Below are 25,205 nucleotides of genomic sequence, written 5' to 3'. Positions count from 1 at the left end.
ATCTCTTTAAACGTTTAAATCTTTTTATCTACGAGCAATCCGACAAACTCCAGCATGTTGGCATAGGTGTCCAGCAGCTTTTTTGATGGAATTTCTCTAATTACTTCATCTGTTTTATCATCAACAATCGTTACATAGTAATCGTGCAATTTATCGTGAAGTTCGAAGCGGATTGAGGTGCTGACAGGCTGAATAAATTCATTTAACCCCTTCACAACCTCCTCCATTTTTTCCTTATCTATCTCTACTAGCTTGGATTCTTGCTGCTGTTGATCCATTTTTTTCAAAAGCTCTTCAACCGGTTGGGCGGGCTGAGTTTTTTCTACCGGCTTTACTCTTGATGCATTAGAAGGATTAGGATTAGTTAGATTCGGCAACCGCTCAATATTCATAGAATTTCACTCCTATACAATTCACTTGCTACCCTTTATATCGGCAATAGCTAGAAATTTTTAATAGAAAGAAAGCAGAATTTATAAGGTTCTTAAGGAAATGGGTGTCGGTGTCAAAAAATGAAAAAGCCTGAGTCCTAGTCCACTCAGACTTTTTCAACTTTTATCTATCCTTTTATATCGATATTCCCGCCCAAATGGGGCTGTGCTTTCAGCTCCAGGGCCTTTACTGCATGTGGACTCATCATCTTGTTGATGAAATCAGCATTTCCCTCCGCCTGATCCATCACCTGCTTCATCAGGCTCAGTGATACCTGTTGGCTCAACTGTCCCTGGCTCAGCGCCATTGACATAGCTGCAATATCCATTATGCTATCATCCTTTTACACTATGATTTTTTGGTTTCTCTTGCTGCTTCATACATTTTGTTAAACCGGCCTTCTACCTTTGAAAAAATCGTCTCGGACGGATATTCTCCGTTAGCATCTCGGATATTTCCGGCACTAACACCGGTTAAGATTTCCATTCCTTCGGCAATATGGCTGACAGACCATATATGGAACTTTCCTTTTTTCACCGCATCGACGACCTCGATATCCAGCATGAGATTCTTCACATTCTGTACCGGAATCATCACACCCTGCTTGCCGGTCAGCCCTTTTTCTTTACAGATATGGTAAAAGCCTTCAATTTTTTCATTCACACCGCCAATGGGCTGGATTTCTCCCCATTGGTTAACAGAGCCTGTTACGGCAATGCCCTGGTTAATCGGTACCTCTGACAGAGAGGAGAGCAGCACATAAAGCTCGGTGCTTGAAGCGCTGTCGCCGTCAATCGGTGAGTAGGTTTGCTCAAACGTAATACTGGCTGAGAGTGGAATCGGGCGGTTTTTCGCAAATTCACCGGAAAGGAAGCCGGTTAGGATCATCAGACCCTTGCTGTGAATTTGTCCACTAAGTGCCGCCTCTCTTTCGATATTCATAATCCCACTTTTGCCAACAAAGGTTTGAGCGGTGATTTTCGTCGGAATACCAAAAATCGAATCTCTAGTTCCCATTACCGCCAAACCATTGATTTGTCCAATTCGAAATCCGTCTGTATCCACCATAATCGTACCATTATGAATCAATTCCCGATACTTTTCTGATACATGATTGGAGCGGTTCATTTTTTCAATCAGCGCCTTATGGATATGCTGTTCATCGACAAAGTCCTGCTCATCCTTCTTCGCCCAATAGCTGGATTCCACCAGCACCTTCGTGATTTCTTGAAACCGCGTGGTCAGCTTGGATTGCTCCTCAACTAAACGGGAGCTGTAATCAATGATTTTTGCCACAGCCCTGCGATGGAAAGGCAGCAGCCCATGCTTGTCGCCATAATTTTTAATAAAGCGAGCCATTTTCTGGCTGTTTTCCTCATCCTTTTTCATGACCGTATCAAATTCTACTTTTACCTTGAAAAGCTTATGAAAATCCTCGTCCACTGTGGAGAGCAAATCATATAGATAGTAAGAACCGATAATAATGACCTTAATATTGAGCGGAATCGGCTCAGGCTTAATCCCGCTCGTTGGAAAAACACTCCGGTCTTCATATGGATTTTCAATTTGAATATTTCCTGTTTGCAGTGCCCTTTTTAACAGAACCCAGGCATTCGGCTGCTGCAATAGCTCTGTTGCCTGCAGAATGAGGTAGCCTCCATTGGCCAAATGCAGGACACCTGGTTTGACAAATGTAAAATCCGTCACATAGCTGCCAAAGGCACCCCTGTATTCTACTTTACCGAATAAATTATGGTAGCTTGGATTGGTTTCGTAAATAACCGGCGCCCCCTTGCACTGCCGATTATTGACAAACAGGTTAACGGTATAGCGATGAAGCTGCTGCTCCTTGGAACCCGTTAACGCACTCATCAGTTGATTTTCCTCTTCCTGATCGGTGAAAAAGGAGTAATGCTCGACCACATCACGTAAATAGGCGTCTAAATAGAGGAGGACCTTTTGATGCTCGGTATATTTTTCACGAAGCGGCAGGAATAAGCCTTCAACAGCGTTGACTGTGGTTTGCTTCATAAACTGCTGGACGTTTTTCCGAAGCTGTTCATCCATTTTTCGGATTTGATAGACGGTTTCCTGGATTTTTTCCTCGACGTTTTTTTCGTTCTCCTTAATCATATCCTTTGTTTCATCAGGCATTTTCTCAAATTCCTGAACCTGAATCGGGCGGCCGAACAAGAGCGGAATTGTATTGATTCCCGCATGGGTGCGTTCAATTTTCACCGAATGCTCGAACGCATAGGTATCTGCTTTAGCCCAAAGCTCATCAATGCTTGACCGAAATTCCTCGAGAATGGTCCGCTTTTTCTTCTCGAACATTTCACTGGAAAAAGCCGAGCGGATTTCCCGTTGAATGTCGATTAGTAAAATCTCGATTTCACGTTGAAATTGCTGACCCTCACCGGTTGGAAAGGAAATGACAAGCGGACGATCTGGGTTATCAAAGTTATAAACATAGCACCAATCATTCGGTGTGACGCGCTTAGCCGCCATTTTCGCCACGCTGTCCTGTGTATAGGTCATCCTACCAGTCCCAGCCGGTCCAACAACAAACAGATTATAGCCGGTCTGCTCGACAGACAAGCCAAATTCCATCGCCTGCTCCGCCCTTACTTGTCCAATCATCTCATTTGGCAGCTGTTCCAAAGCCTCAGTCGTTTCAAAGGAGAAGGTATTGGAATCAAACTCTGTTCGGAGTTTTGAAATCGGCACACGGTGAACAGATAGAACATTTTCATAATCCTCATGGTTCATAAAGCATCCCTCACATTCTTGTTTCATCATCCCCAAGCATCAGAAAGGAACAAGCTATTATCAAATTCGTCCTTCGAATTTTGACTAATAAGAATAATCGCTCTCTATCCTTACACCATTCGACATCTCTCTATCAATCCCTCCCAGAAACCTTTTTGTTCAACAAACGTCTACAATTGAAAGGCTCACCGTATTAATTGCCTGCTAAATGTGCTCGTAATAGCTTAAAAAGAAAAAGCAGGAGAACGGATCCCCTGCTTCTTCAAACTGCCTATACATATTGATTGCGGCCGGCGCTTGCTCCGAAAAGACCGACGAGGACTCCGACTGCGATTAAGGTAATTAACGGAACGGTCCAGGTGTGGGCTACGTCGTAGAGCGAACCGATTGCAATCGGACCCACTGCAGCAAGGATGTACCCGACTGATTGTGCCATACCGGAAAGCTCGGCAGCCTGTCTGGCATCCCTGCTTCTCATTCCCAAATAAGCCAAGCCTAATGGAAAGCTTCCGCCCAGGCCTAATCCAAGGAGGATAATGCTAAAGATTAGGAGGACATATGAGGAGGCTAACATGATGCCTCCAAAGCCAAGAATCGAACAGGCCCCGAGGATACCGGCAATCCAGGCCTGACTGCGAAGCTTGCCCGCAATCACGGGGACAAAAAAGCTGGCCGGTAGTCCGATAAACTGTGTGAAGGATAACATCCAGCCTGCCGTTGCGGTACTGACACCGTAGCTATGCAGGATTTCAGGCAGCCAGGCTACTGTGACGTAAAATAAGAACGACTGAAAGCCCATGAATAAGGCGACATACCAGGCTACCGGCGAGCGCCAAACCCCACCTCTGATAGAGGACGACCTTTTCATATCCCCTTTGTGTCCTTTGCTTTTTTTTATTAAAAAGACCCATAAAATAATGGCTAACACAGCTGGAATTCCCCAGACAAGCAGGGACCGCTGCCAGCCAAGGTCCATTCCGACAGCCAAGGGGACGCTGAAGCCTGATGCCAGCGAAGCAATCAGACCCATTGAAGTCGAATAGACGCTTGTCATTAATCCGAACTTGGCTGGGAATTTATCCTTGATCACAACGGGAAGCAGTACATTGCAAATCGCAATCCCGATGCCGATTAAAAAGGTTCCGGCAAAAAGAAAAAATACGCTTGATATGGTACGGATGAGTATTCCGACCAGAATGGCAATGAGACCAATTTGCATCGTCAGCTCATTGTGAAAGTGGTTGGCGATTTTCGGGACGAGCGGTGACATGAAGGCGAAACAGATAAGGGGCAGACTAGTTAACAGCCCGGCACTCCAGTGTGCGAGTCCCATATCCTCCTGTATCATACCGACCAAAGGCCCAACAGAGGTAATGGCTGGACGTAAATTGAAGGAGACTAGCACAATTCCGACAATAAATAGGCTTATGTATAACGATTTTGTTTTGATGGCTGAATCAGGTGATACCATTAGACGAGCTCCTCTCGATACAAACTATTCTATACTATAACATGTTCCAATTCAGTGTCGAAATCATACGCCCACGAGAAGTGTAATAAGAATATTTTTCGTTATAATAATGGTTGTATACCTAGAACCTTGATTTAGTAAAGCAATGACAGAGGAAAGAGACCCATTGATTGACTTTAATATCCTGTAGTCAAAGGAGGATTCTCATGGTATAAAGGAAATATCGTGTTCTTTTGGAGGAAAAGCTATGGGTTTTTTTAAAAGATTATTAAGTCCAACAACAACGAATCACACCGCCCCACAACAGCATGAGTTTGAAAAAAACCCATTGTTCACAGAACACCCAGATGCTGTTATGGTTCTTAATAAAGCACATCAGATTATCTATATGAATGAGCAAGCAAGCAGCCTGCTGGGATATTCTCTTGAGAATCGCAGTCTTTCCATCGAGAAATGGATGTCCCCTGATAGGTATAAAAGGATGTCTTCTACTATTCAGCAGGCCTTTAAGGACCAAACCTCTTCCTTTGAAGCTACATTTCTTCATAAAACAGGATATGAAATACCGGTTAAGATTACTCTGATTAATTATGAAACCGATACCATTATTTGTATATGTCAGGATTTACGACCTTTAAAGGGATATAAAAATCAAATCTCAAACCTTTATGATAATCTGCTATTCATTCAAAAAGTTACTAATATAGGGAGCTTTAATTATGATGTGTTTCAGGATCAATCATTCTGGCCGAACCAAACCTATGAAATTTTCGGAGTCGATGATTCTGATTTTGTTCCGTGCTGGCAAACGGTTACGGCATTAATTCATCCAAATGATTTCAGCAATTATTAGAAAACCATTCAAACGGCGCTAGCTAGCGGCCAAAGCTACGAGCTGGAATACCGCATCATCAGAAGCAATGGCGAAGAACGAATTGTTTTTCAACGCGGAGATGTCATGAAGAATGAAGCAGGTAAAGCCGTGCGAGTCATTGGCACCGTTCAGGACATAACAGAGCAAAAACTGCTAGAATTAAAGGTAAAAGAAAATGAGGAACAGATGAAGTCGGTGACAGACCGCCTACGTGTTGGGATTTGGTCCTACGACGTCAGACAAAGCCGTTATACCCTTTGTTCAAAAGGAATTGAAGAAATCTATCGAGTCGACCAAAACGAGTTTCTTGAAAAGAACCCTACCTGGTTTAAGTATATTCATCCAGAGGATATCTTTTCGGTTGTTTATTATTTTAACCAAGCGTTAAATGGCAAAGAAATGTCGTATGAGCACCGGATTGTCGCTGCTGATGGAAAGGTGAAATGGATTCACCACCAAGTCCTCCCCTATCAGGATGAAGACGGGACGGTGATTCGATTAGATGGGATTATGGCTGATATTACAAAGGATACAGAGCAGAAAAAAACACTGGAGTTTACGGCAAACCATGACCATTTAACGAACCTCCCGAATCGACGCTTTTTCGAAAAGAAATTAGCTGAGGTCTTACAGGAATCCAGCGTGGAAATGGAAAGCTTCGCTGTCTTCTATCTAGATTTAGACCGCTTTAAGCTGATTAATGATACGCTCGGACATGACTTTGGCGATATGCTGCTCATTGATGTCTCAAATCGTTTAAATAATCTTCTCGGCGATCATTCGTTTCTTGCCCGCTTAGGCGGCGATGAATTTGCTGTTTATGTGACCCATTTTTCCGAAACGAAAGAGGTCATAAGCCTTGCAGACAGAATCATTATGGCAATGGAGGTGCCTTTTCATTTAGATGAAGAGGTTGTCCATACGACAACGAGTATCGGAATCAGCTTCTTCCCCGAGGACGGTATGGATGCCCATACGCTTTTAAAGAAGGCCGATCATGCTTTGTATAAGGCAAAGGAGGCTGGGAGAGGAACTTGGAGGTTTTATGGCTGAGTATGGTGATACCTTTTTCAAAAGAATTCACCTTCTCATACTCGTTCCATAATGCTACCTTCACAAGCCCTATGGTATGATGGAGAGAGATGATTCATATATTAATTTCATAGGGTAGAGGCAGCGATTGAATAAATCCAAGAATGGAGTGTGGTCACCATGCTAGTAGTGACGACAGAACGAATCCCCAACTATAAAATTGTTGAGGTGAAGGGTCCTGTATTTGGACTAACCGTAAGGGCAAGGGGAATTGGCAAGGATATTATGGCTTCCTTTAAGGGATTGGTCGGCGGCGAAATTAATCAGTATACTGAAATGCTCGAGGACGCCAGGAAGCAGGCGATGGACCGGATGGTGGAAAACGCGAAAGCAATGGGTGCGAATGCGATTATCATGATGCGGTATGACTCAGGTGAAATCGGACAAAACATGAGCGAAATCGTTGCCTACGGAACCGCCGTAATAGCTGAGCGGGATTAAAAAGATGGAGTGGGTTTTCGGCTATTTCGGACTGCAGATTCTGATTTTGGCTATTCTCATTTTTGGCTCTTGGTTTATTTGGGACCGCCGCTTCAAAACCAAACATGGGAAAGACGTTCCAGAAGGGTATATTCGGACAAACGAGGTATCGATTGACCCGACAACAAAAAAAAAGCTTGTTGTCTATTATCATCCAGAAACGGGTAAACGATTTTATAAAGAAGAGGATTGAGGTACGATTTCAAATATTATCGTGGAAGAGGGCTTGTGGCATGCTTAGCATGTTCAAGCCCTTATTTGCGAGTGTATCAATGCTTGATTTCGACTCTTTTGAACCTTTTATTGGACAGGTTGACCTCGGTTTTCATGCGGTTTGGTCTTTGGAACCCTTCTATTGGACAGGTTGGCCTCGGTTTTCATGCGCTTTGGGCTTTTGAACCCTTCTATCGGACAGGTTGGCCTCGGATTTCTCGTGCTTTGGGCTTTTGAACCCTTCTATCGGACAGATTGGCCTCGGATTTCTCGTGCTTTGGGCTTTTGAACCCTTCTATCGGACAGGTTGGCCTCGGTTTTCGTACGCTTTGGGCTTTTGAACCCTTCTATCGGACAGTTCGACTTCCGATTTACCCCGCTTTGGCCTTTTGAACCCTTCTATCGGACAGCTTGAACTCGGATTTCTCGTGCTTTGGGCTTTTGAACCCTTCTATCGGACAGATTGGCCTCGGATTTACCCCGCTTTGGCCTTTTGAACCCTTCTATCGGACAGATTGGCCTCGGTTTTCATGTGTATTGGGCTTTTGAATCCTTCTATCGGACAGATTGGCCTCGGTTTTCGTACGCTTTGGGCTTTTGAACCCTTCTATCGGACAGTTTGAACTCGGATTTCTCGTGCTTTGGGCTTTTGAACCCTTCTATCGGACAGTTCGACTTCCGATTTACCCCGCTTTGGGCTTTTGAACCCTTCTATCGGACAGTTCGACTTCCGATTTACCCCGCTTTGGGCTTTTGAACCCTTCTATCGGACAACGCGGCCTCAGATTTACCTCGCTTTGGGCTTTTGAATCCTTCTATCGGACAAGGCCGCCTCAGATTTACCTCGCTTTGGGCTTTTGAACCCTTCTATCGGACAAGGCCGCCTAATAAAGGGGCAGATCATCGTGTAAACTACACGAGCATCTGCCCCCTGCTGAAGAGTTTTTTTATCGTACTGACTACTTTCCTATTTCTAGATGACGGGATATGGCAATATCCATTACACATCTGAAGATTTTTTGAGCATATTCTGGATTTAGACCATTTTCTAGGGAAAGCTTCTCCAATTTTTCAAATTGCTTAGCTTCTCGACTTTTATCCTGTGGATTCAGATTCTTTTTTGCTTTGTATACCCCCACTTGCTCCGTTAACTCAAAACGTTCTGCTAGTAATTTGATTAATTCACGATCCACTTTATCAATTTGAATCCGTAAATCCTCTAGATTGATTTCCTCCATATGTTCCACCCTGTCCCCTTTATAATCAAATTCGCCCGTCGAATTTGCGTCTGGATTTTTATCGAGCTCGCTCGATAAACTACCTTTATTAATCCGAGACATCCGCCGGAGGCTTAACTTCATTCAGCTGGAGTTTGATCCCCCACTGAATCGAAGTGCCATTTGCATTCATGCCCCACTTTTAGAAATGGAGGACTTCTGTACCTGTCGCAAGCTTTCGGTACAAAAAGCATTTGCTGAATGAAGTTAAATATAATATTTTATATTTTAACAATAATTAAAAAATAATTATAGCTATATATTCTTTTCTTGCGCAAATTCTTCGGTAAAATTCGAACCATCCATACGGAGAATCTTTTTAAGAATAAATCCTTTCCCAAAAGCTTCAGAAGAACTTCCTCTTATGGTACCAAATCTTCAACCCTTCCACTACCCATACAGTCACTTAAATGGTCCTTATACACCCTACGCCTTCAACAAGGTATAAACCAATCTCTAATAAATGTTCAAACCGGTAATCTAGACTCATGTCATTTTATTCAATTTTTCTAAATAGAATGAGTATAAGTAAGCTAACTTTACTGTATGGATGTGCGGGAGGGTGTAACGATGACATTTACGCAAAATTTCACGATCGTTTTCGATAATTTAGCTCTAACAGCCTTAGTGGCTGTTCTCCCTATTTTATATTTTTTCTGGGCACTTGCGATTAAACGAATGACAGGACATATAGCTGGATTAAAGACTTTGGTGCTAGCTGTTGTCCTTGCCATCTTCGCCTTCAAAATGCCCGCTGAAATGGCCATTATGTCTGCCAGTCAAGGGGCTGCCTATGGTATATTACCGATTGGCTGGATCATTGTCACGTCTGTATTTCTTTATAAGCTCTCGGTCAAAAGCGGACAGTTCGAAATCATTCGTAACTCTGTCCAATCGATTACAGAGGACCGCCGCTTACAAGCTTTACTGATTGCCTTTTCATTCGGAGCTTTCCTGGAAGGAGCTGCCGGCTTCGGGGCACCTGTTGCGATTTCAGCCGCCTTGCTTGTAGGTTTAGGCTTTCACCCATTATACGCTGCAGGGATTTGTCTATTAGCCAATACAGCACCTGTGGCCTTTGGAGCGATTGGGATTCCGATTACTGCGATGGCAGGTCCTGTCGGGATGGATGCCATGGAAATATCTAAAATGGTCGGACGCCAGCTTCCCTTTATTTCCCTGTTTGTTCCGCTTTACTTGGTCATCCTAATGGCAGGCTTCAGACGAGCCATTGAGATACTTCCTGCCATCCTTGTTTCAGGACTGTCCTTTGCCCTCACGCAATTTTTAACCTCAAACTTCTTAGGACCTGAATTACCAGACATTCTATCGGCCTTGGTCTCCTTATTGGCGCTTGTCATTTTCTTAAGATTTTGGAAACCAAAAACGATTTTCAACTTTAAAGGGGAAGAAAAAAAGGCTACACCTTTAGCAGTAAAAAATGGAAGAGTAAACGGATTTCACTATACAGGTCGACAGGTATTCAAAGCATGGTCTCCGTTTTTAGTCTTAACCGCACTCATTTCCTTTTGGGGTATTCATGACATGAAGGCAGCATTGACTGGACAGTATGAAGGAACGAATAGCCTTCTAAAAGAAGTGAATTCACTCGGACAAGTGCTCACCTATTCACCGGAGGTACCCTTTTTACATAATAAAATTTTCAATGCAGCAGGTGAAGCGATTACCGCTGTATACAAGCTTGAATTATTAGGTGCGGCAGGGACTGCTATCTTAATAGCCTGTTTGATTACAAAATATATTACTCGTTTATCCTGGAGGAATTGGTTATTCACCTTTTTTGAAACGATACAGGAATTGAAGCGCCCTCTTTTAACCATTGGTTCTGTCGTAGCCTTTGCCTATGTAGCCAACACCGCCGGGATGACACACGCGCTTGGGATGGTTATCGCCAAAACAGGTTCATTATTCCCATTCTTCTCTCCATTCCTTGGCTGGCTCGGTGTCTTTATTACAGGATCAGATACCTCAGCCAACCTCTTGTTTGGGAATCTGCAAAAAATATCGGCCATGCAGGTTGGCATGGACCCGTTGCTTGCAGTCGCTGCCAATGCTTCCGGTGGCGTTACCGGAAAAATGATATCACCACAATCGATTGCCGTTGCCTGTGCCGCTGTTGGACTGGCAGGCAAGGAATCTGATTTACTTCGCTTTACGCTAAAGCATAGCTTTTTCCTAGTCATTCTGGTTGGAATATTGACCTTCCTGCAAAGCAACGTCCTGTCGTGGATGATACCGTAAGAATTTATCGATTTCGATTGATAGTAATGCTTAAACTACTTGATAATGCATGAGCTCACGTCGTACCGGAAAAATAAATGTACCACGAAATAGTGCTATAATTAGCTTAGAAACAAGTCGATAAAGGAGAATTTGTAATGGAGATTATTTATATTTTGTGCGGAGCGCAACTTTGAATTGGCAGAAAGCAAACATTAGTTAAAAGGTGAGATGAGGAAATCGTGACTGATACAAAAATCACCGTACAATTTACAATGCTGACATTTTGCATAGCCTATCTTGTGTCAGGTGCTTTGATTGCTCTTGGGCCATTCGGATATACGGTTCATAATTGGGTTCACTCGTTACAGCAATTGGGAATGAATATCCCTTATTCACTCTATATTTTGTCACCCGCTATCGCTTCCTACATCGTTCTGAAGAAAAGTAACAAAATAACAGGTTTCAAGGAATGGTTGAAAACGGTTTTTTATGCCAAAAATAGCTTATCTATCTATTTGTTCGTTGTTGCAGGACTTGCACTTTATTTTTTGATACATATGGCAGTTTCAGGCCGTACCGAAATGGTGCTTCCATTTTATACTTTCTTCCTTTCCCTGCCTGGTAATCTTATTATCGGCGGCTTAGAGGAAGCTGGTTGGATGTACATACTACAGCCTGAGCTTGATAAAAAATACGGTTTTGTTTTGTCTTCTATTTTTGCTGGATTCATTTGGATTTTATGGCATATCCCTCTCTTCTTCATTCCAGGGACGAATCACGGAGAGGGACTCATTAACTTTTGGATGTTTGCCGTTCAACTCATTGCGTTTCGGTTTTTCAACGGGGCAATCTACAAAATATCAGGAAAGGGCCGTGTGTTTATGTGCGTAATATTCCACACCATGTTCAATGCGGCCTCCCCCATCTTCGGCACCATGACTATGACATGGGCGGGAACCTTTGCCGCAAATGCTGTGATTGTTCTTGTTTCAATTGTAACCGTTGTGATATACAACAAAATGCACAAACGAATAATATAAATAGCCAGCCCTACTGTCGCTGCAAAACTTTACGAGTAAGTTATTCCTCCGCAGGAAAAGATACTTACTAACAATATCGTTATTGAGGTGACAGTATGAATGTATTATGGGGAATAGCAGGGATTTTGGTTGTGTTTGGGTTAGCTTTTTTACTTTCAACCAATCGAAAGGCGATTAATATGAGGACCATTTTAGGGGGATTGGCGATTCAAATACTATTTGCCTTTATTGTGCTAAAATGGAACGCTGGACGAGCTGGAATCAGCTGGGTATCAGATCGGGTTCAGGATGTGATTAACAGTGCTGCTGAAGGGATTAGCTTTGTATTTGGGCCCGCTGCCGATACGGCCAACTTCGGTTTTGTCTTTGCTTTTCAGGTATTAACGATTATTATTTTCTTTTCCTCTCTAATTTCAGTGCTTTATTATCTAGGAATTATGCAATTCTTCATTAACATCATTGGCGGTGGTTTAGCCAAGCTGCTAGGAACGAGTAAGGCCGAATCCATGTCAGCTGCCGCTAATATTTTTGTTGGACAGACAGAAGCACCGCTTGTCATACGGCCTTTTCTGCCAAAAATGTCTCAATCAGAGCTTTTCGCTGTTATGACAGGCGGACTGGCGTCAGTTGCCGGCTCAACCCTTGTTGGTTACGCCCTATTAGGGGTTCCGATGAATTATTTATTGGCAGCCAGTTTCATGGCTGCCCCTGCCGGATTAATTATGGCAAAGCTGGTTGTTCCTGAAACGGAAAAAATTGAGGAAAAGGGTTTTAAAATGGAAACTGATACCGCCTCCACGAATGTTATTGATGCAGCAGCACGTGGTGCCAGTGATGGTCTCTCCCTTGCCTTGAATATCGGGGCGATGCTTTTGGCGTTTATTTCCTTAATCGCCTTAATTAATTTGATTTTTGGAGGGATTGGTGGATTGTTCGGATATCCGAACCTGACGATGGAAGGGATTTTGGGTATCATCTTCTCCCCACTAGCCTTTGCCGTCGGGGTGCCGTGGTCGGAGGCTGTTGCTGCCGGAAGCTATATCGGGCAGAAGCTCGTCTTAAATGAATTTGTTGCTTATACCGCCTTTGCTCCGCAAATACCCGAGCTTACGCCAAAAACGGTTATCGTCGTCAGCTTTGCACTATGCGGCTTTGCCAACTTAACCTCCCTAGCATCTCTGCTAGGGGGAATCGGTGGACTTGCTCCAAGTAGACGGCCAGACATTGCCAAAATGGGTCTTCGCTCCGTTGCCGCCGGCATGCTTGCATCACTATTAAGTGCCGCTATTGCCGGGATGTTTTTATAGAAGTTTCAAAAGGCAACCGCAAAAATCCCCAAACAGAGGACTGATTGGGGATTTTTTTACGATGAAAAGAGATGAAAAACAATGAACTCTTCTACTATTATTTCACCGAAGCAAGTCCCTTAAATAGCTCGACGGCGGTTTCAATAATTTCATCCCTGAAATCATATTCATAGGTATGGATTTGCGGGTAGTCTTCGCCGTTTCCAATGTAGACCATAGCTCCTTTCGTTGCTTTGGTGTAGTGACCGAAATCTTCGGATGCCCGCCAGGCTTCCGGCATGTCTACGACTTCAATCCCCTTTTCCCTACAAACCTTGCGGACCTTTGCAATGCTTTCCTTGTGATTTTTGGTTTCCGGAAATTCATCCTGATAGCTGATGGTTACCGTTTTGATTCCATATGCCTCAGCCTGTGCGATTGCCAGCTTCTCCAAATCGTCCTGCAGTTGATCCAATTCTTCCTCATATTGAGCACGGATGGTCAGAAGCAGCTCCCCTCTGCTGGCCGACATACCAAAGGCTTTTTCTCCGATATCGACTTGAACGACCGTACATAATACAAGTCCTTTATGGTTCTCAGGTGCTGTGAACTCAGGAATTCGATTGATAATATTTGCTAGCGCAAAGGCAGGATTCACCCCATCCTCGGGCTGGCTAGCATGTGCCGGTGAGCCCTCCATCCTAATCGTCATTCCCTTTGAAGCAAATTGAGCCGTTCCTTCAATGACATGAACCGTTTTGAACCTCATCCCACTCATATTATGGTAGGAAAATATTTCGTCGATGCTATGCTCTTTTATAAAACCGACGCACTGAATTGCACCGTCACCCGTTTCCTCAGCAGGCTGGAACAGGAAATAAATATTGTGATCAGCACCCTTTTGATCAACCTCCAACGCAAAGCCGGCCAGTGATGCAGAGTGCCCGTCATGTCCACATTTATGTGCTTTGCCAGGAATCCTCGAAGCATGTGGAATATCGAGACTCTCCTCCATTGGCAATGCATCAAAATCTGCTCGAAAGGCAATATTCCTTTTCCCCTCACCTGCGTGGTAAATCGCGTAGAACCAATTGCCTTTATCCACAATCTCCAGCTTTGAATGCTCCTGGATAAAACTTAATAAGCGCTGCTTTGTCCATACCTCTTCATTTGAAAGCTCCGGGTGCATATGTAATTCATGACGTAGCTTTCTGACAAGCTCTAAATGTTTATTTTCCAAAGAACCTTTCCCCTTTTATTCATATGATTTATTATTCCTCTTATGGATTGTTTATAGCATTCGTATGCCATTCTTGCAATGAAATAGTTTTAACTAATCGTTTTTATCTAATGTGAACAGATAGTCATTCATCGAATTGTCAGAACAGAAGACAGAATAGGCGGAATAATATGGTAAAATAATGTTGATGCAGAAGTCATCCATTACATTTGGAGGAAGGTGAGTGCATGCCCGAGGAATTTAAGCCTGGATGTCAAAGGCCGCAAGTGAAAAAACCGAAACAAGAGCCAGTTGCCGTAATCGAGGAAACTGTAAAGGAGATGAAGGATTCAATGGTTAAAGTTGGACAACCAGCACCAGAATTTTCTGCCCCTGCTTTTTACCAAGGAAAGTTTGTCGAGACCACCCTCTCAGAGCATAAAGGAAAATGGGTATTGCTCTGCTTCTATCCTGGGGATTTTACCTTCGTTTGAGCTACCGAAATTTCAGCGGTCGCTGAAAAGTATGAAGAGTTAAAAGCACTAGGTGTTGAAGTATTGTCTGTCAGTGTTGACAGCGTCTTCGTCCACAAAATGTGGAATGACAATGAGCTGTCCAAAATGATTGGCAAGGACATCCCCTTCCAAATGTTATCAGACCAGGATGGCGGCATCGGGAAAATGTATGGCATTTATGATGAGAATGGCGCAGTTGAAACAAGAGGCCGTTTTATTATTGACCCTGATGGAATCATTCAAGGCTTTGAGGTTCTAACACCTCCAGTTGGTCGAAATGTCAGCGAAACCTTCCGCCAAATTAAAGCCTTCCAGCTTGTCCGTGAAACGGGCGGCGCTGAGGTTACTCCATCCGGCTGGAGACCTGGAAAAACCACATTAAAGCCAGGACCAGATTTAGTTGGAAACGTATGGAAAGAATGGTCTGTAAAGGAAGCTTTTGAAGACTAACCGAGGTGATTAAGCATCTAATCATTTTTTCTGAAACCATATGTTACTTGATTCACATAGAATAGAATCTTATTAGAGTTGAATCTATCATTGATAGATATGATATAAGCTATTCCATAAGCTAAAAGGAAACCATCAGCACTACCTATGAAACGGTACTGGTGGTTTTCTTATTTAAAAGGCTGTGTAATTGTACATGGTTGATTAGCAGGTTGATTGTAGTGGAAGGCACGAAGACTCCCGCGGGAGAAGCGAGGCAGTCGAGACCCCGCAGACACGTAGTGTCGAGGAGGCTCGGCGGTCGCCCGCAGGAAAGCGAAGTGCCTGGAACGAAAATCAACACTCCTGATTAACACTTCTTTTTTTAAAAGTGGCCGCCGTTCTCTCAGACTTATTTTCAATCAACCACATCGTCCCCTCTTTGTCGATGGTCCTCTGAAACATTCTATTTCATGAAGCCTCTACCTATCAATTGTTTCATATAAAGAAAAGCCAACCAAAATGAGTGTGTAGGATGACGGTTGAAATGCTATAGTAGGAATATATTAACTATTTTGATTAGTATTATTTTTTAAAAAGGTGGGGGCCGTTTTGTTTTTTAAAAAGAAAAAGCAAAAAGAGGAAGAGGAGCAGATTTGGTATTGTGTTGGAATCATTACAGAGGAAGGAACCAATCTGGATAATTATGACAGCATGACGGAAAAAATCATGGATGAAGCTGAAAATGTGGGGATTCTGTCCGGCTTAGTGAAGGGGGAATTGGATCCAAGACAGCTGCAAATTCTGTACAGACGCTTTTATCAACCGGATTTTTCAAAGCCCTGTATTATCATAAACGAGATTGATCATGGCAAAATAAAAAGAGAGACAGAGCGACTGGAGAAAGAGCATAAGTGGAAAAAATTCTTTGGCCTTCTCTCCATTGCCGACTACCAAGCGGCAGAGGACCGAGCCCTATTTGATTTTCAAAAAACCCTTTATCTCACAGAAGATGCCGATGAAGCGATACAATTTTTAGAAAAGCTCGGATAATGCAGGGGGCGGCTCTTTTGTTCCAAGCGAGTACTTTTTTCAAGTACTATTGGGACTCAGAGCCGTCGCCCTTTTTTCCCCTACAGTAGCATTTTGAGGAATTTTTCGAAATGGACTCCTTCAATTGTAGGAATGTTCTCTACGGTCGCATCATGGATTGCCTCTGTCAGAAAGGCTACCGCAAGCTGAACTGCTTTCTCCAGATTTTCTCCACGCATCATGCTTCCCATAATAATCGAAGCAAATAAATCACCAGTACCCGAATAGCTTTTTCCATTGTACTGTATGCTATGATAAAAGGTTCTTTTCCCATCCAAATACATATTTCCGATATACCGCTCATTTCCTGCCTTTGGCGGTGGGCTCATTCCCGTGATAATCACCTGTGCACCGGTTTCCTGCTGCAGCAGACTTCCAGCTTCCTCTGCTGCCACCAGATAATCCTGTTCATTGCTATAGCTCTGAAGCTTTTCATAGGACATGCCGGTTAATAAACAGCATTCTGTAATATTGGGTGTAATCACATCTGCCCGCTTCACAAGCTCCTTCATGCGGGCCAGCAATTGAGCGGTAAAAAGCTTGTAGACCTCTCCGCTATCGCCCATCACGGGATCAACAAGGACAAGGGTTTCCTTCTGGTAAAAGGTATCTAAAAAGTGAAAGATATTATTAATCTGCTCCTCACCGGTCACGAAGCCTGTGTAAATTCCATCAAAGGTGACCTCCAGCTTACTCCATTCGTCTACGAAATACTGCATTTTAGAGGTGAAATCCTCATAAAAGAAGCTTGGATAACCGGTTTGCGCCGTTAAAATGGCCGTTGGTAAGGGACATGCCTGTACGCCCATAACAGAAAGAACCGGTATCGCAGCCGTCAATGAACATTTTCCAAAAGAAGATAAATCCTGAATTACTGCAACTTTTTTCATATGTACCTCCATAAGGCCAATCAAATTCGCCCGTCGAATTTGCGTCCGGCTTACCTGAGCTCGCTCGGGTAAATTGCCTTAAAAAAAACGCAAGACTCGCCGGAGGCTTAACTTCATACAGCCGGGGTTTGAACCCCCATTAAATCGAAGAAACATTTGCACTCATCCCCCGCTTGTAGAAGTGGAGGATGAATGCTGAATGAAGTTAAACTTTAATCATCTTAACACAAATATGGATGGCAGAAAATCCTGATATAGCACTGGAGGTTCCTTACATTTCAGCATTTGCAGCCTAGCTGCCATAAGGAAGTGGCGGTAATTTCTCTTGCATCCCAAAAATATGGACTGAAGTATTTTAATAATATGGCACTTTTCTATATACCAGACCTTTGCTAAAATCACAGATAACTTATAGTGAGAAAGGATTATGGATATGCAGAATATGGAAAATACTCAAAGCTATGCAAAGCCCGGACATAAAACCTTTGATTTAATCATGACATCCATGCTTGTGGCACTCGTTTTTCTCTCTACTTTCTTATTAAATATTCGACTGCCCATTGCGGCAAATGGCGGTTTGGTTCATCTCGGAACGGCGATGCTATTCATTGCCTCCATCCTATTTGGTCCGAAAAAAGGGGCACTTGCTGGTGCGATTGGAATGGGATTATTTGATTTAGTCGGCGGCTGGTTGGTCTGGGCTCCCATTACGTTCGTATCCCGCGGTTTACAGGGATTCATCGTCGGTAAAATCGCCTGGTCAAAAGGCCGTAAAGGCAACAGCATGGCTTTAAATATCACAGCCACCATCGTTTCCATTCCTTTTATGGTTGCTGTGTATTACTTAGGTGAAGTCATTCTTTATGGGAATTGGATTGCACCACTCGCTTCTATACCAGGAGACCTCGTGCAAAACGTAGTCGGAATCATCATTGCTATTCCGGTATGTGCTGCATTGAAGAAGGTTCCTTATTTAAGGGATAAATAAAAAAGCTGGGATGAGACGTTTTTCCTCATCCCTTTTTCATTTGGTTGTCCTCTTCTCCCCCTATATGCGTCACCTTTTCCTGTACTTTCTCGTCATCATTTACCTTTTTATTGTGATTAGTTTAAAATCAAAGAAAACGGGAGAAAACGAGAGTATTACTTCCATGAAGTTCGCTTACATTGTCAATGTTACCGTTTTCAACAACTTTGTAAAACACTTCACAAAGTATGATAATAGGACCATCAAATAGAGTAGAAATTGTACATAAAAACAAAGGGGCGTTCACACATGAGAAAGAGTACTAACCTTATCAAAAAATTCATAGCAGATTATAAAAAATATGTAAAAGAATATAGTAAGGCACGTCTAACTCTTTATAAAGGTTTATTGTAACGGAAAAGCATATCGTCTAACAAAAACAGCCAACTCTCTTAAATAATAGAGAATTGGCTGTTTTTTCTTTTATCAGGATCACCTGTTGTATGTCCGAAACGAAGAAGTGGCCATCCGATCTATCTGTATTAATTCCCAAGGTGCTTCAAATGTTCATCAAAATAGCAACAGAGAAAAAAACTATCCCCACTCACTTTAATACTTAAACTGTGATACAGCTCCATAGAGTTCTTCTGCCATGGAGGAGAGCTTACTGGAGGAGATGGAAATTTCCTCCATGGCGGCCATTTGTTGTTCGGTTGAAGCCGCTACTTCTTCGGAGGTTGCGGCATTTCCCTGTGCAATGGCGGAAAGCTCATTGGCGATGCCTGTCACCTCTTGAACAGCCGCTGCCATTTGCTCGGCTGCTGCGGAAACCTCTTGCATTTGTGGAGCCATTTCGTTAGTAGAGCTGATAATTCGATTGAATTTATCGATTGCATCCCTTGAAATCTGAACCCCGGTCTGAACATCCGACATAACCTGTGTCATAATTTTTACAGATTGATCGGTATCAAACTGGATTCTTTCGATTATCAGATAAATCTCTTTTGCATAATGCTGTGATTGTTCAGCTAATTTACGCACCTCATCAGCCACAACCGTAAATCCTTTTCCATGTTCACCTGCACGGGCTGCTTCAATGGCTGCATTCAAGGCAAGTAAATTCGTTTGATCTGCAATACTGGTAATGACCTCCACAATCGAGTTAACTTCTTTTGAGCGATCATTTAACGTTTTGATGACATTATTGGATTGTGTCACCGTTTCATAAATAGATTGCATTTGATTCACCGTGTCGTTTACCGCCTTGCCGCCATCCTCTGCATATTGTGAAGCATGCTTTGAAAGCGTTGACACTTTTGAAGAATTTTCAGCGATTCTCAGCACACCCTGCGAAACTTCCTGCAAGGATTGAGTGTTTTCTTCCATTTTCTGTGTTTGTTTCTCAGCACTGGCTGAAACCCCTTGGATTGCTACTGTCACCTGCTCTGTCGCTTGACCGGTGTGAAAAGCATGGGTCGATAATTCTTCTGATGCATCTGTCACTTCTTTAGCGCTTGCTTCTATTTTTTGCACAAGCTGTCGTAGACTGTCCTGCATTTCATTAAACGCTTCTCCTAGCTGTCCAAGTTCATCATTTGTTTTGATTTGAATAGATTCAGTTAAATCACCCTGGCTAATGGTAATCGCTTTTTCCTTGATTTCCCTAATAGGTTGGAGTATAGATTTAATAATAAATAAGACCGCAAAACAACCAATGATGACTGACGCTACCATCACGAGTATGGAGGTTTTGAGTATGGAGGCAGCCCGCTCGCTTATCTCTTTTGTGACGAGATTTCCTCCTAGCTTCCAGCCTGTTACTTCATTCGTTGTGAAGCTCATGATCTTCTGTTCATGATTTACGGTGTACTCAAATTCGCCTTTTTCCTTATCATATAATTTATTGTAATAATCCTCGGCAGCCTCACTTCCCCCTTCATTCTCCGGATGAGATATGAATTTTTTATTTTTATCTAAAAGGAGCACAAACCCGCCTTCACCAATTTTCACTTGGTCTGTTAATTCCTGTAGGTAGGCTAAATCGATATCGACAGCCATAACAGCTGACCCATCATTAGTGGTTTGGGAAATCGTCACAACCATTCCATTTGTACTTTCAGAAATATACGGTGCCGAGATTACAGCTTCACCTTTTTTCGCCATCGCCTCTTTATACCAATCTCTATCTCTAGGATCATAGTCCGCCTCCATGGCTACATTGGGTTCCTGGATAAATGCTCCGTAATTGGTCCCTACATAAATAGTTGTGACCTCTGGGTTGTTATTAATGAAAGAATCAAATTTCTCACGCACAAAACGTTCATTGCCCTCTTGATCGAGTTGTATCTGAATGATACGAGAGAAATACTTTATATTTTGCAATTTAGATTCAATCTCTTTATTAATCGTTAAATTCAATAAATTTAAATTTTCATCAATGCCAGCTAATACTTCTGTCTCGACTGTATTTTTTGCAGTTATATAGGATAAACCTCCTACTATCAAGATAGGGATAATTAATATGAAAGCAAACGCTAGTATGAGCTTAGATTTAATATGATTGAATTTGCGAAAGAAATTTTTCATAGATGCCCCTCTTTTTATGGTTTTTGACCAGAATATCCCTTCATTTATAAAAAAAATTTAGATATTGAGATATCACATCAACCTTCTTTCCATTATGTATTTAAATTGAATCATGAATGATACGACCCCTTCCTTACACCCAATAATTGATTATAAATTGCGAAAAATTAACCTCTTTTTATCTATAAATCTCTAATTAAATCATATATTTTCTATCATTCAATCGCAATAATATGAATATAGTCCTAAAATTTTGTCTATTAAGGGCAGAAAAATAGATCTCTAATCCCTCTGTTTCAGTGTACTTCTTTTCCAATGAAAGGATTGGGTGACAGGCACCAATCAATTAATTCCAACTAGTTATTGTAAGGCACGCCTTATTCTTTACAAAGGTTTATCGTAACGGAAAAGCATATCAACCAACAAAAACAGCCAACTCTAATAGAGAATTGACTGTTTTTTCCTATTTAATAATGCTGAAAGAATTAGATTGTTCCCTAGCTTTTTTATTGGCTTACTGCTCTTAAACCTTTTTCAGTTACAAATTGGGTTAATTCATCCTTAGTCGGATAGGAAATTTGTGTTCCTCTTTTTGTTACGCTTAATGCAGCGAAGCCTGTAGCCATTTGGATGGAATGCAGGATATCCTTTGTCTGTACATAATAGTGAGTGAAGCAGCCAATGAATGCATCACCTGCCCCTGTCGTATCAATGGCATCTACACGATAAGCATCTATACGTTGAGCATTGTCCTTTGTTGCCCATAAAACACCTCGACTGCCCATGGTGACAATGACATTTTTCACACCTTTTTCAATCAGATAGGAGGCTGCTTTACGAACCTGTTCCTCTGTCTCTACTGGCATACCCGTTAAAATTTCTAATTCGGACTCATTTGGCATAAAGAAATCACATTTACACACATAGTCAAAATCCAATTCCTTTGATGCTGGAGCAGGATTTAAAATAACTGGAATCTGATGCTTCACACCAAAGTCGATAGCATAATAAATCGTTTCCAAAGGTATTTCTAATTGTAGGACAATCACAGAGCATTTTTTCAGTTGCATTTCTGCCTTATCAATTTCCGCTGGTAAAAGATGCTGATTCGCGCCCTTCACAATAAGGATACGGTTTTTTGATTGCGGATCTACGAAAATAGGAGCTACACCACTTGGCGTTCCTGGAACCTTGCATGCAAATGTTGTATCAATTCCAAAGCTTTCTAGATTTTGAATCGTATTGCCGCCAAAAATATCATCCCCTACCTTCGTCAGCATCATGACCTTGGAGCCGAGTTTACCTGCTGCTACTGCCTGATTTGCTCCTTTACCGCCACAGCCAAGCTCAAAGCTCGGTGCTTCAAGGGTTTCTCCCTCTTTCGGCATTTTATCAATATATGTAATAAGATCCACCATATTGGATCCAATAACCGCTATATCCATGATAATTTCCTCCTTATTTCTTACCCGTTACTACTTTAAATGATCTTTCTTCACCCGCAGCTAGAGTAATCAAGCTGCCTGCCTCATTAGCTGCTAAAAAGCCCTCTGGACGACAGGTACCTGGTAATACAAACGCCGCAACCTGTTGATCCTCATTGTATAATAACCAGCGAGTAGCATAATTAAATTCCTCTGTCGAAAATTTCGTGAACAGAGTCACACCATCTGGCGAAACCATTTCAAACTCTGCTTCCTTTGTATATTGCTCCAACCTATCAGCAAAAAAGACGATTTCAGGATCATACATCTCCGGGCGATCAAGAATTTTTAATGTATCACTAGTGTTGCTTAACAGTTCTTCGTTAAAGGCAAGCCACTTTTCGGTCGGTTTCACATGAGCTGGAATCGATTTTCGAAGTGAAAATGCGCTGTCTGGAATATTCTGCTTCAACAATGCCTGATGAGAATAAGTATAGTTCGTATGACACATATACTGTAAAGGCATATCAGCACCTGATAGATTTTTGACAAACATTCCTATTTCAATATGACTCTCTCCTGCTACCATCGTAACCGTAGGCTTGGCTAAATAATGACTGCCGAATCCCTTTGTGTATTCGTAGAACCCGCCAACCGTTACAGAAGAATCGGACACCTCAAGCCATGCTTGATCCATGTTAGCACAAGCCATCTCTCCATGTAATGGATGAGTATCCTCCGGGCTAGGGCATCCATTGCTAAGCAAACCAGAATGAAAGGAGAAGCAACCGTAGGTATCAACGATTTCATTCACTTTCTTTGGCTGTGAGAACATATTCTTCATTTTTAGATTCACATTATCAAATTCCAAATCCCAAATGATTTGGCCCATATAGGGTAGAACAACCATTTTCCCTCGAGAATTCGTTAACTCTATCGCTTCAACGCCTGATGGATACTGAAATAAAGAAACGGTAAATTCATTATTTCTGAAAATAACCGAACGACTTTCCTTGAAAAATCCACGCTGTAAATCAATGATTCCGGCCATGATGTATCGTCCCTTCTGAAATAGTTTTCATCACTTTAACAGGACCATAAACGCAAAGTATTAATATGATCCTGTTTTTTCATTAAAAGCATTGCAGCCTTCTAATCAAATTCGCCCGTCGAATTTGCGTCCAGATTTTTATCGAGCTCGCTCGATAAACTACCTTTAAAAAATCGCAAGACTCGCCGGAGGCTTAACTTCTTTCAGCCGGGGTTTAACCCCCCACTGAATCGAAGTACAATTTGCATTCATCCCCCACTTGTAGAAGTGGAGGACTTCTGCTGAATGAAGTTAAATAGCATCTGCTTCTATTCCGTTTGCTTCTTTTTCAGAGCTTGCTTCTCTTTTCATTTCTTTATAGAAGTAGAAACTTATATATAGGAAGCAAGCCATTGATACTAGGAAGGATAAGGAAAGAGATCCTACTAGGTCTGATACTAAGCCTTGAATAACAGGTACAACTGCGCCTCCGACAATAGACATTACAAGAATGGCACCTGCCGTTTCTGTGTGTCGTCTATCATCTACAACTTCCAGAGTTCTTGCATAAATGGATGCCCAGCACGGACCAAAGAAAAGGCTTACAAGAATCGCCCCATAAACGGCTGTCATATTTGGTACTAATGCTACATAAACCAATAACAATGTTCCAATAACTGAATACGCTGTCAAAACCTTCGTTGGAGAAAAACGAGAGATTAATAGATTAGCGACAAATTTCCCAACAAAGAAGGCAATAAAGCTAAATACCATAAAGTTAGAAGCAAATCTTTCATTAATATGTGGATTAAGCTCTAAAGCAAGTCTGATTGTATAAGACCAAACCGCTGTTTGAATTCCAACATACAAAAATTGAGCTAGGATTCCTTTACGGAAGCTTTTAATTTTGGATAGGTATTTCAATGTTTCTAGGATACTTGGTTTTTTCACCTGTGAAGACCCAGCCTTTTCAACCGGCTTACATTTTGGAAATTTAATAATTAGAAATAATACTAACATAGCTATAAGGACATAAATAATATATCGGTATGGTTCAAGCGTATGCTGCAGCATTTGTTCTCCAAAGACCCGAGCTTCTTCTGGTGTCATCGTGGCCATTTGGGCTTCAAGGCTTGCTCCTTCTTGGAAAACAAGATATTTACCTAATAAAATACCTGCAATGGAACCAATGGGATAAAAGGTTTGACTGATATTTAAACGAAGTGTTGAGTATTTTTTTGGACCAATCATTGAACTATATGTATTGGCAGAAGTCTCTAAGAAACCTAAACCAATGGCAATCGCAAATAGTGCAAATAAAAACATGTTATAGGTAGCCATATGGGATGCAGGGAAAAATAAAGAACAACCAATTATATAAAAGGTTAATCCTGTGATAATCCCGATTTTATAATTAGTCTTTTTAATGACCATTGAAGCTGGAATCGCCACTAAGAAATAGCCGCCATAAAAGGCACTTTGTACGAAAGCACTAGCAAGGTCGCTTAACTCAAAGATACTTTTAAACTGTGTAATAAGAATATCATTTAAACTCGCCGCTACTGCCCATAATGGAAACAGCATAGACAGCATAATATATTGAAAAATAGGAGTTCGATTCAGATAACCATCTGATAATTGAATAATATTTGCCGATTTCATTTGTTTACCTCCATAACCTCAATTATTTTTATTCTTTCTAATCATTTTCTAAGAAGCTCTGTAAAGAAGCTAAACTATTGTTTTGGACATCTGGTTTGATAGACAGCCATCTAAACCTCCTACACTAATAGAGTGTAGAACGGTTTTAGATGCTGCTATATACAAATCAAATTCGCCGGAGGCTTAACTTCATTCAGCAGGGGTTTGAAGTAG

General features: G+C 42.0%; 21 protein-coding genes and 1 pseudogene. 10 read left to right on the top strand and 12 right to left on the bottom strand.

What is annotated here, in order from left to right; genetic code table 11:
* Positions 1-14: 14 nt before the first annotated feature.
* The 4 genes from flaG to BQ5321_RS05530 all read right to left on the bottom strand — a co-directional run bounded on the left by flaG (position 15) and on the right by BQ5321_RS05530 (position 4,672).
* The gene (gene flaG / locus BQ5321_RS05545; protein WP_071393567.1) at positions 15-392 is read right to left on the bottom strand and encodes a flagellar protein FlaG; all 378 of its coding nucleotides are present in this window, start codon (positions 390-392) and stop codon (positions 15-17) included.
* 167 nt (positions 393-559) lie between these two features.
* Positions 560-760 carry a YjfB family protein gene (locus BQ5321_RS05540; protein ID WP_071393566.1) on the bottom strand — a complete coding sequence of 67 codons (201 nt, stop codon included), beginning with the start codon at positions 758-760 and terminating at the stop codon, positions 560-562.
* A 20-nt stretch (positions 761-780) separates the two neighbouring features.
* Positions 781-3,201, bottom strand: a complete 2,421-nt coding sequence (locus BQ5321_RS05535; protein WP_071393565.1) for a Lon protease family protein — start codon at positions 3,199-3,201, stop codon at positions 781-783.
* Positions 3,202-3,472: 271 nt separating this feature from the next.
* Entirely contained in the window at positions 3,473-4,672 is a 1,200-nt protein-coding gene (locus BQ5321_RS05530; protein ID WP_071393564.1) for a CynX/NimT family MFS transporter, read from the bottom strand.
* Between the two features lie 247 nt (positions 4,673-4,919).
* Here BQ5321_RS05530 and BQ5321_RS05525 point away from each other — a divergent pair, with 247 nt between their 5' ends.
* The 4 genes from BQ5321_RS05525 to BQ5321_RS05510 all read left to right on the top strand — a co-directional run bounded on the left by BQ5321_RS05525 (position 4,920) and on the right by BQ5321_RS05510 (position 7,311).
* Positions 4,920-5,525, top strand: a complete 606-nt coding sequence (locus BQ5321_RS05525; protein WP_071393563.1) for a PAS domain-containing protein — start codon at positions 4,920-4,922, stop codon at positions 5,523-5,525.
* A gap of 6 nt (positions 5,526-5,531) precedes the next feature.
* Entirely contained in the window at positions 5,532-6,599 is a 1,068-nt protein-coding gene (locus BQ5321_RS05520; RefSeq protein WP_261798754.1) for a sensor domain-containing diguanylate cyclase, read from the top strand.
* A gap of 159 nt (positions 6,600-6,758) precedes the next feature.
* Positions 6,759-7,079: a YbjQ family protein gene (locus BQ5321_RS05515; protein WP_071393561.1), complete on the top strand. Its 321-nt coding sequence runs from the start codon at positions 6,759-6,761 to the stop codon at positions 7,077-7,079.
* 4 nt (positions 7,080-7,083) lie between these two features.
* On the top strand, positions 7,084-7,311 hold the full coding sequence (locus tag BQ5321_RS05510) for a hypothetical protein (RefSeq protein WP_071393560.1): 228 nt from the start codon (positions 7,084-7,086) through the stop codon (positions 7,309-7,311).
* Between the two features lie 979 nt (positions 7,312-8,290).
* On the opposite strand, the gene BQ5321_RS05505 is transcribed toward BQ5321_RS05510, so the two are convergent.
* Positions 8,291-8,569, bottom strand: coding sequence for a chorismate mutase (locus tag BQ5321_RS05505; protein ID WP_071396788.1), 279 nt, complete (start codon positions 8,567-8,569; stop codon positions 8,291-8,293).
* A 609-nt stretch (positions 8,570-9,178) separates the two neighbouring features.
* Between BQ5321_RS05505 and BQ5321_RS05500 the strand changes: the two genes are divergently transcribed.
* The 3 genes from BQ5321_RS05500 (at position 9,179) to BQ5321_RS05490 (ending at position 13,199) form a co-directional block, all read left to right on the top strand.
* Positions 9,179-10,870 (top strand): L-lactate permease, encoded by a 1,692-nt coding sequence (locus tag BQ5321_RS05500; RefSeq protein ID WP_071393559.1) that lies wholly within the window; start codon positions 9,179-9,181, stop codon positions 10,868-10,870.
* A gap of 221 nt (positions 10,871-11,091) precedes the next feature.
* Positions 11,092-11,892: a CPBP family intramembrane glutamic endopeptidase gene (locus tag BQ5321_RS05495; RefSeq protein WP_071393558.1), complete on the top strand. Its 801-nt coding sequence runs from the start codon at positions 11,092-11,094 to the stop codon at positions 11,890-11,892.
* Between the two features lie 95 nt (positions 11,893-11,987).
* Positions 11,988-13,199: a NupC/NupG family nucleoside CNT transporter gene (locus tag BQ5321_RS05490; protein WP_071393557.1), complete on the top strand. Its 1,212-nt coding sequence runs from the start codon at positions 11,988-11,990 to the stop codon at positions 13,197-13,199.
* A 97-nt stretch (positions 13,200-13,296) separates the two neighbouring features.
* On the opposite strand, the gene BQ5321_RS05485 is transcribed toward BQ5321_RS05490, so the two are convergent.
* A complete protein-coding gene (locus BQ5321_RS05485) occupies positions 13,297-14,418 on the bottom strand; it encodes a M20 metallopeptidase family protein (protein ID WP_071393556.1) in 1,122 nt (373 codons plus the stop codon).
* 227 nt (positions 14,419-14,645) lie between these two features.
* Between BQ5321_RS05485 and prxU the strand changes: the two genes are divergently transcribed.
* On the top strand, positions 14,646-15,362 hold the full coding sequence (gene prxU / locus BQ5321_RS24370) for a thioredoxin-dependent peroxiredoxin (RefSeq protein ID WP_084786663.1): 717 nt from the start codon (positions 14,646-14,648) through the stop codon (positions 15,360-15,362).
* Between the two features lie 591 nt (positions 15,363-15,953).
* Positions 15,954-16,394, top strand: coding sequence for a hypothetical protein (locus BQ5321_RS05470; protein ID WP_071393554.1), 441 nt, complete (start codon positions 15,954-15,956; stop codon positions 16,392-16,394).
* 80 nt (positions 16,395-16,474) lie between these two features.
* Here BQ5321_RS05470 and BQ5321_RS05465 read toward each other — a convergent pair whose 3' ends face one another.
* Positions 16,475-17,323, bottom strand: a complete 849-nt coding sequence (locus BQ5321_RS05465; protein WP_071393553.1) for a pyridoxamine kinase — start codon at positions 17,321-17,323, stop codon at positions 16,475-16,477.
* Positions 17,324-17,756: 433 nt separating this feature from the next.
* Here BQ5321_RS05465 and BQ5321_RS05460 point away from each other — a divergent pair, with 433 nt between their 5' ends.
* Complete coding sequence (locus tag BQ5321_RS05460) at positions 17,757-18,311, top strand: ECF transporter S component (RefSeq protein ID WP_071396786.1); 555 nt, start codon at positions 17,757-17,759, stop codon at positions 18,309-18,311.
* Between the two features lie 588 nt (positions 18,312-18,899).
* Here BQ5321_RS05460 and BQ5321_RS25185 read toward each other — a convergent pair.
* From BQ5321_RS25185 to fucP, 5 genes and pseudogenes are all read right to left on the bottom strand, one after another.
* Positions 18,900-19,847, bottom strand: a complete 948-nt coding sequence (locus tag BQ5321_RS25185) for a methyl-accepting chemotaxis protein (RefSeq protein ID WP_390622182.1) — start codon at positions 19,845-19,847, stop codon at positions 18,900-18,902.
* Positions 19,839-20,876: pseudogene (locus BQ5321_RS25180) on the bottom strand (HAMP domain-containing protein); the annotation flags it as partial. The gene BQ5321_RS25185 and the pseudogene BQ5321_RS25180, both read right to left, overlap by 9 nt.
* Positions 20,877-21,382: 506 nt before the next feature.
* Positions 21,383-22,321, bottom strand: coding sequence for a ribokinase (gene rbsK / locus BQ5321_RS05450; RefSeq protein WP_071393551.1), 939 nt, complete (start codon positions 22,319-22,321; stop codon positions 21,383-21,385).
* 13 nt (positions 22,322-22,334) lie between these two features.
* A complete protein-coding gene (locus BQ5321_RS05445) occupies positions 22,335-23,351 on the bottom strand; it encodes an aldose 1-epimerase family protein (RefSeq protein ID WP_071393550.1) in 1,017 nt (338 codons plus the stop codon).
* A 291-nt stretch (positions 23,352-23,642) separates the two neighbouring features.
* Positions 23,643-24,992 carry an L-fucose:H+ symporter permease gene (gene fucP, locus BQ5321_RS05440; protein WP_071393549.1) on the bottom strand — a complete coding sequence of 450 codons (1,350 nt, stop codon included), beginning with the start codon at positions 24,990-24,992 and terminating at the stop codon, positions 23,643-23,645.
* Positions 24,993-25,205: the final 213 nt, after the last annotated feature.

Source organism: Bacillus tuaregi (assembly GCF_900104575.1).
GTDB lineage: Bacteria > Bacillota > Bacilli > Bacillales > Cytobacillaceae > Bacillus_BD > Bacillus_BD tuaregi.
This window is presented reverse-complemented; position numbering and strand designations above follow the sequence as displayed.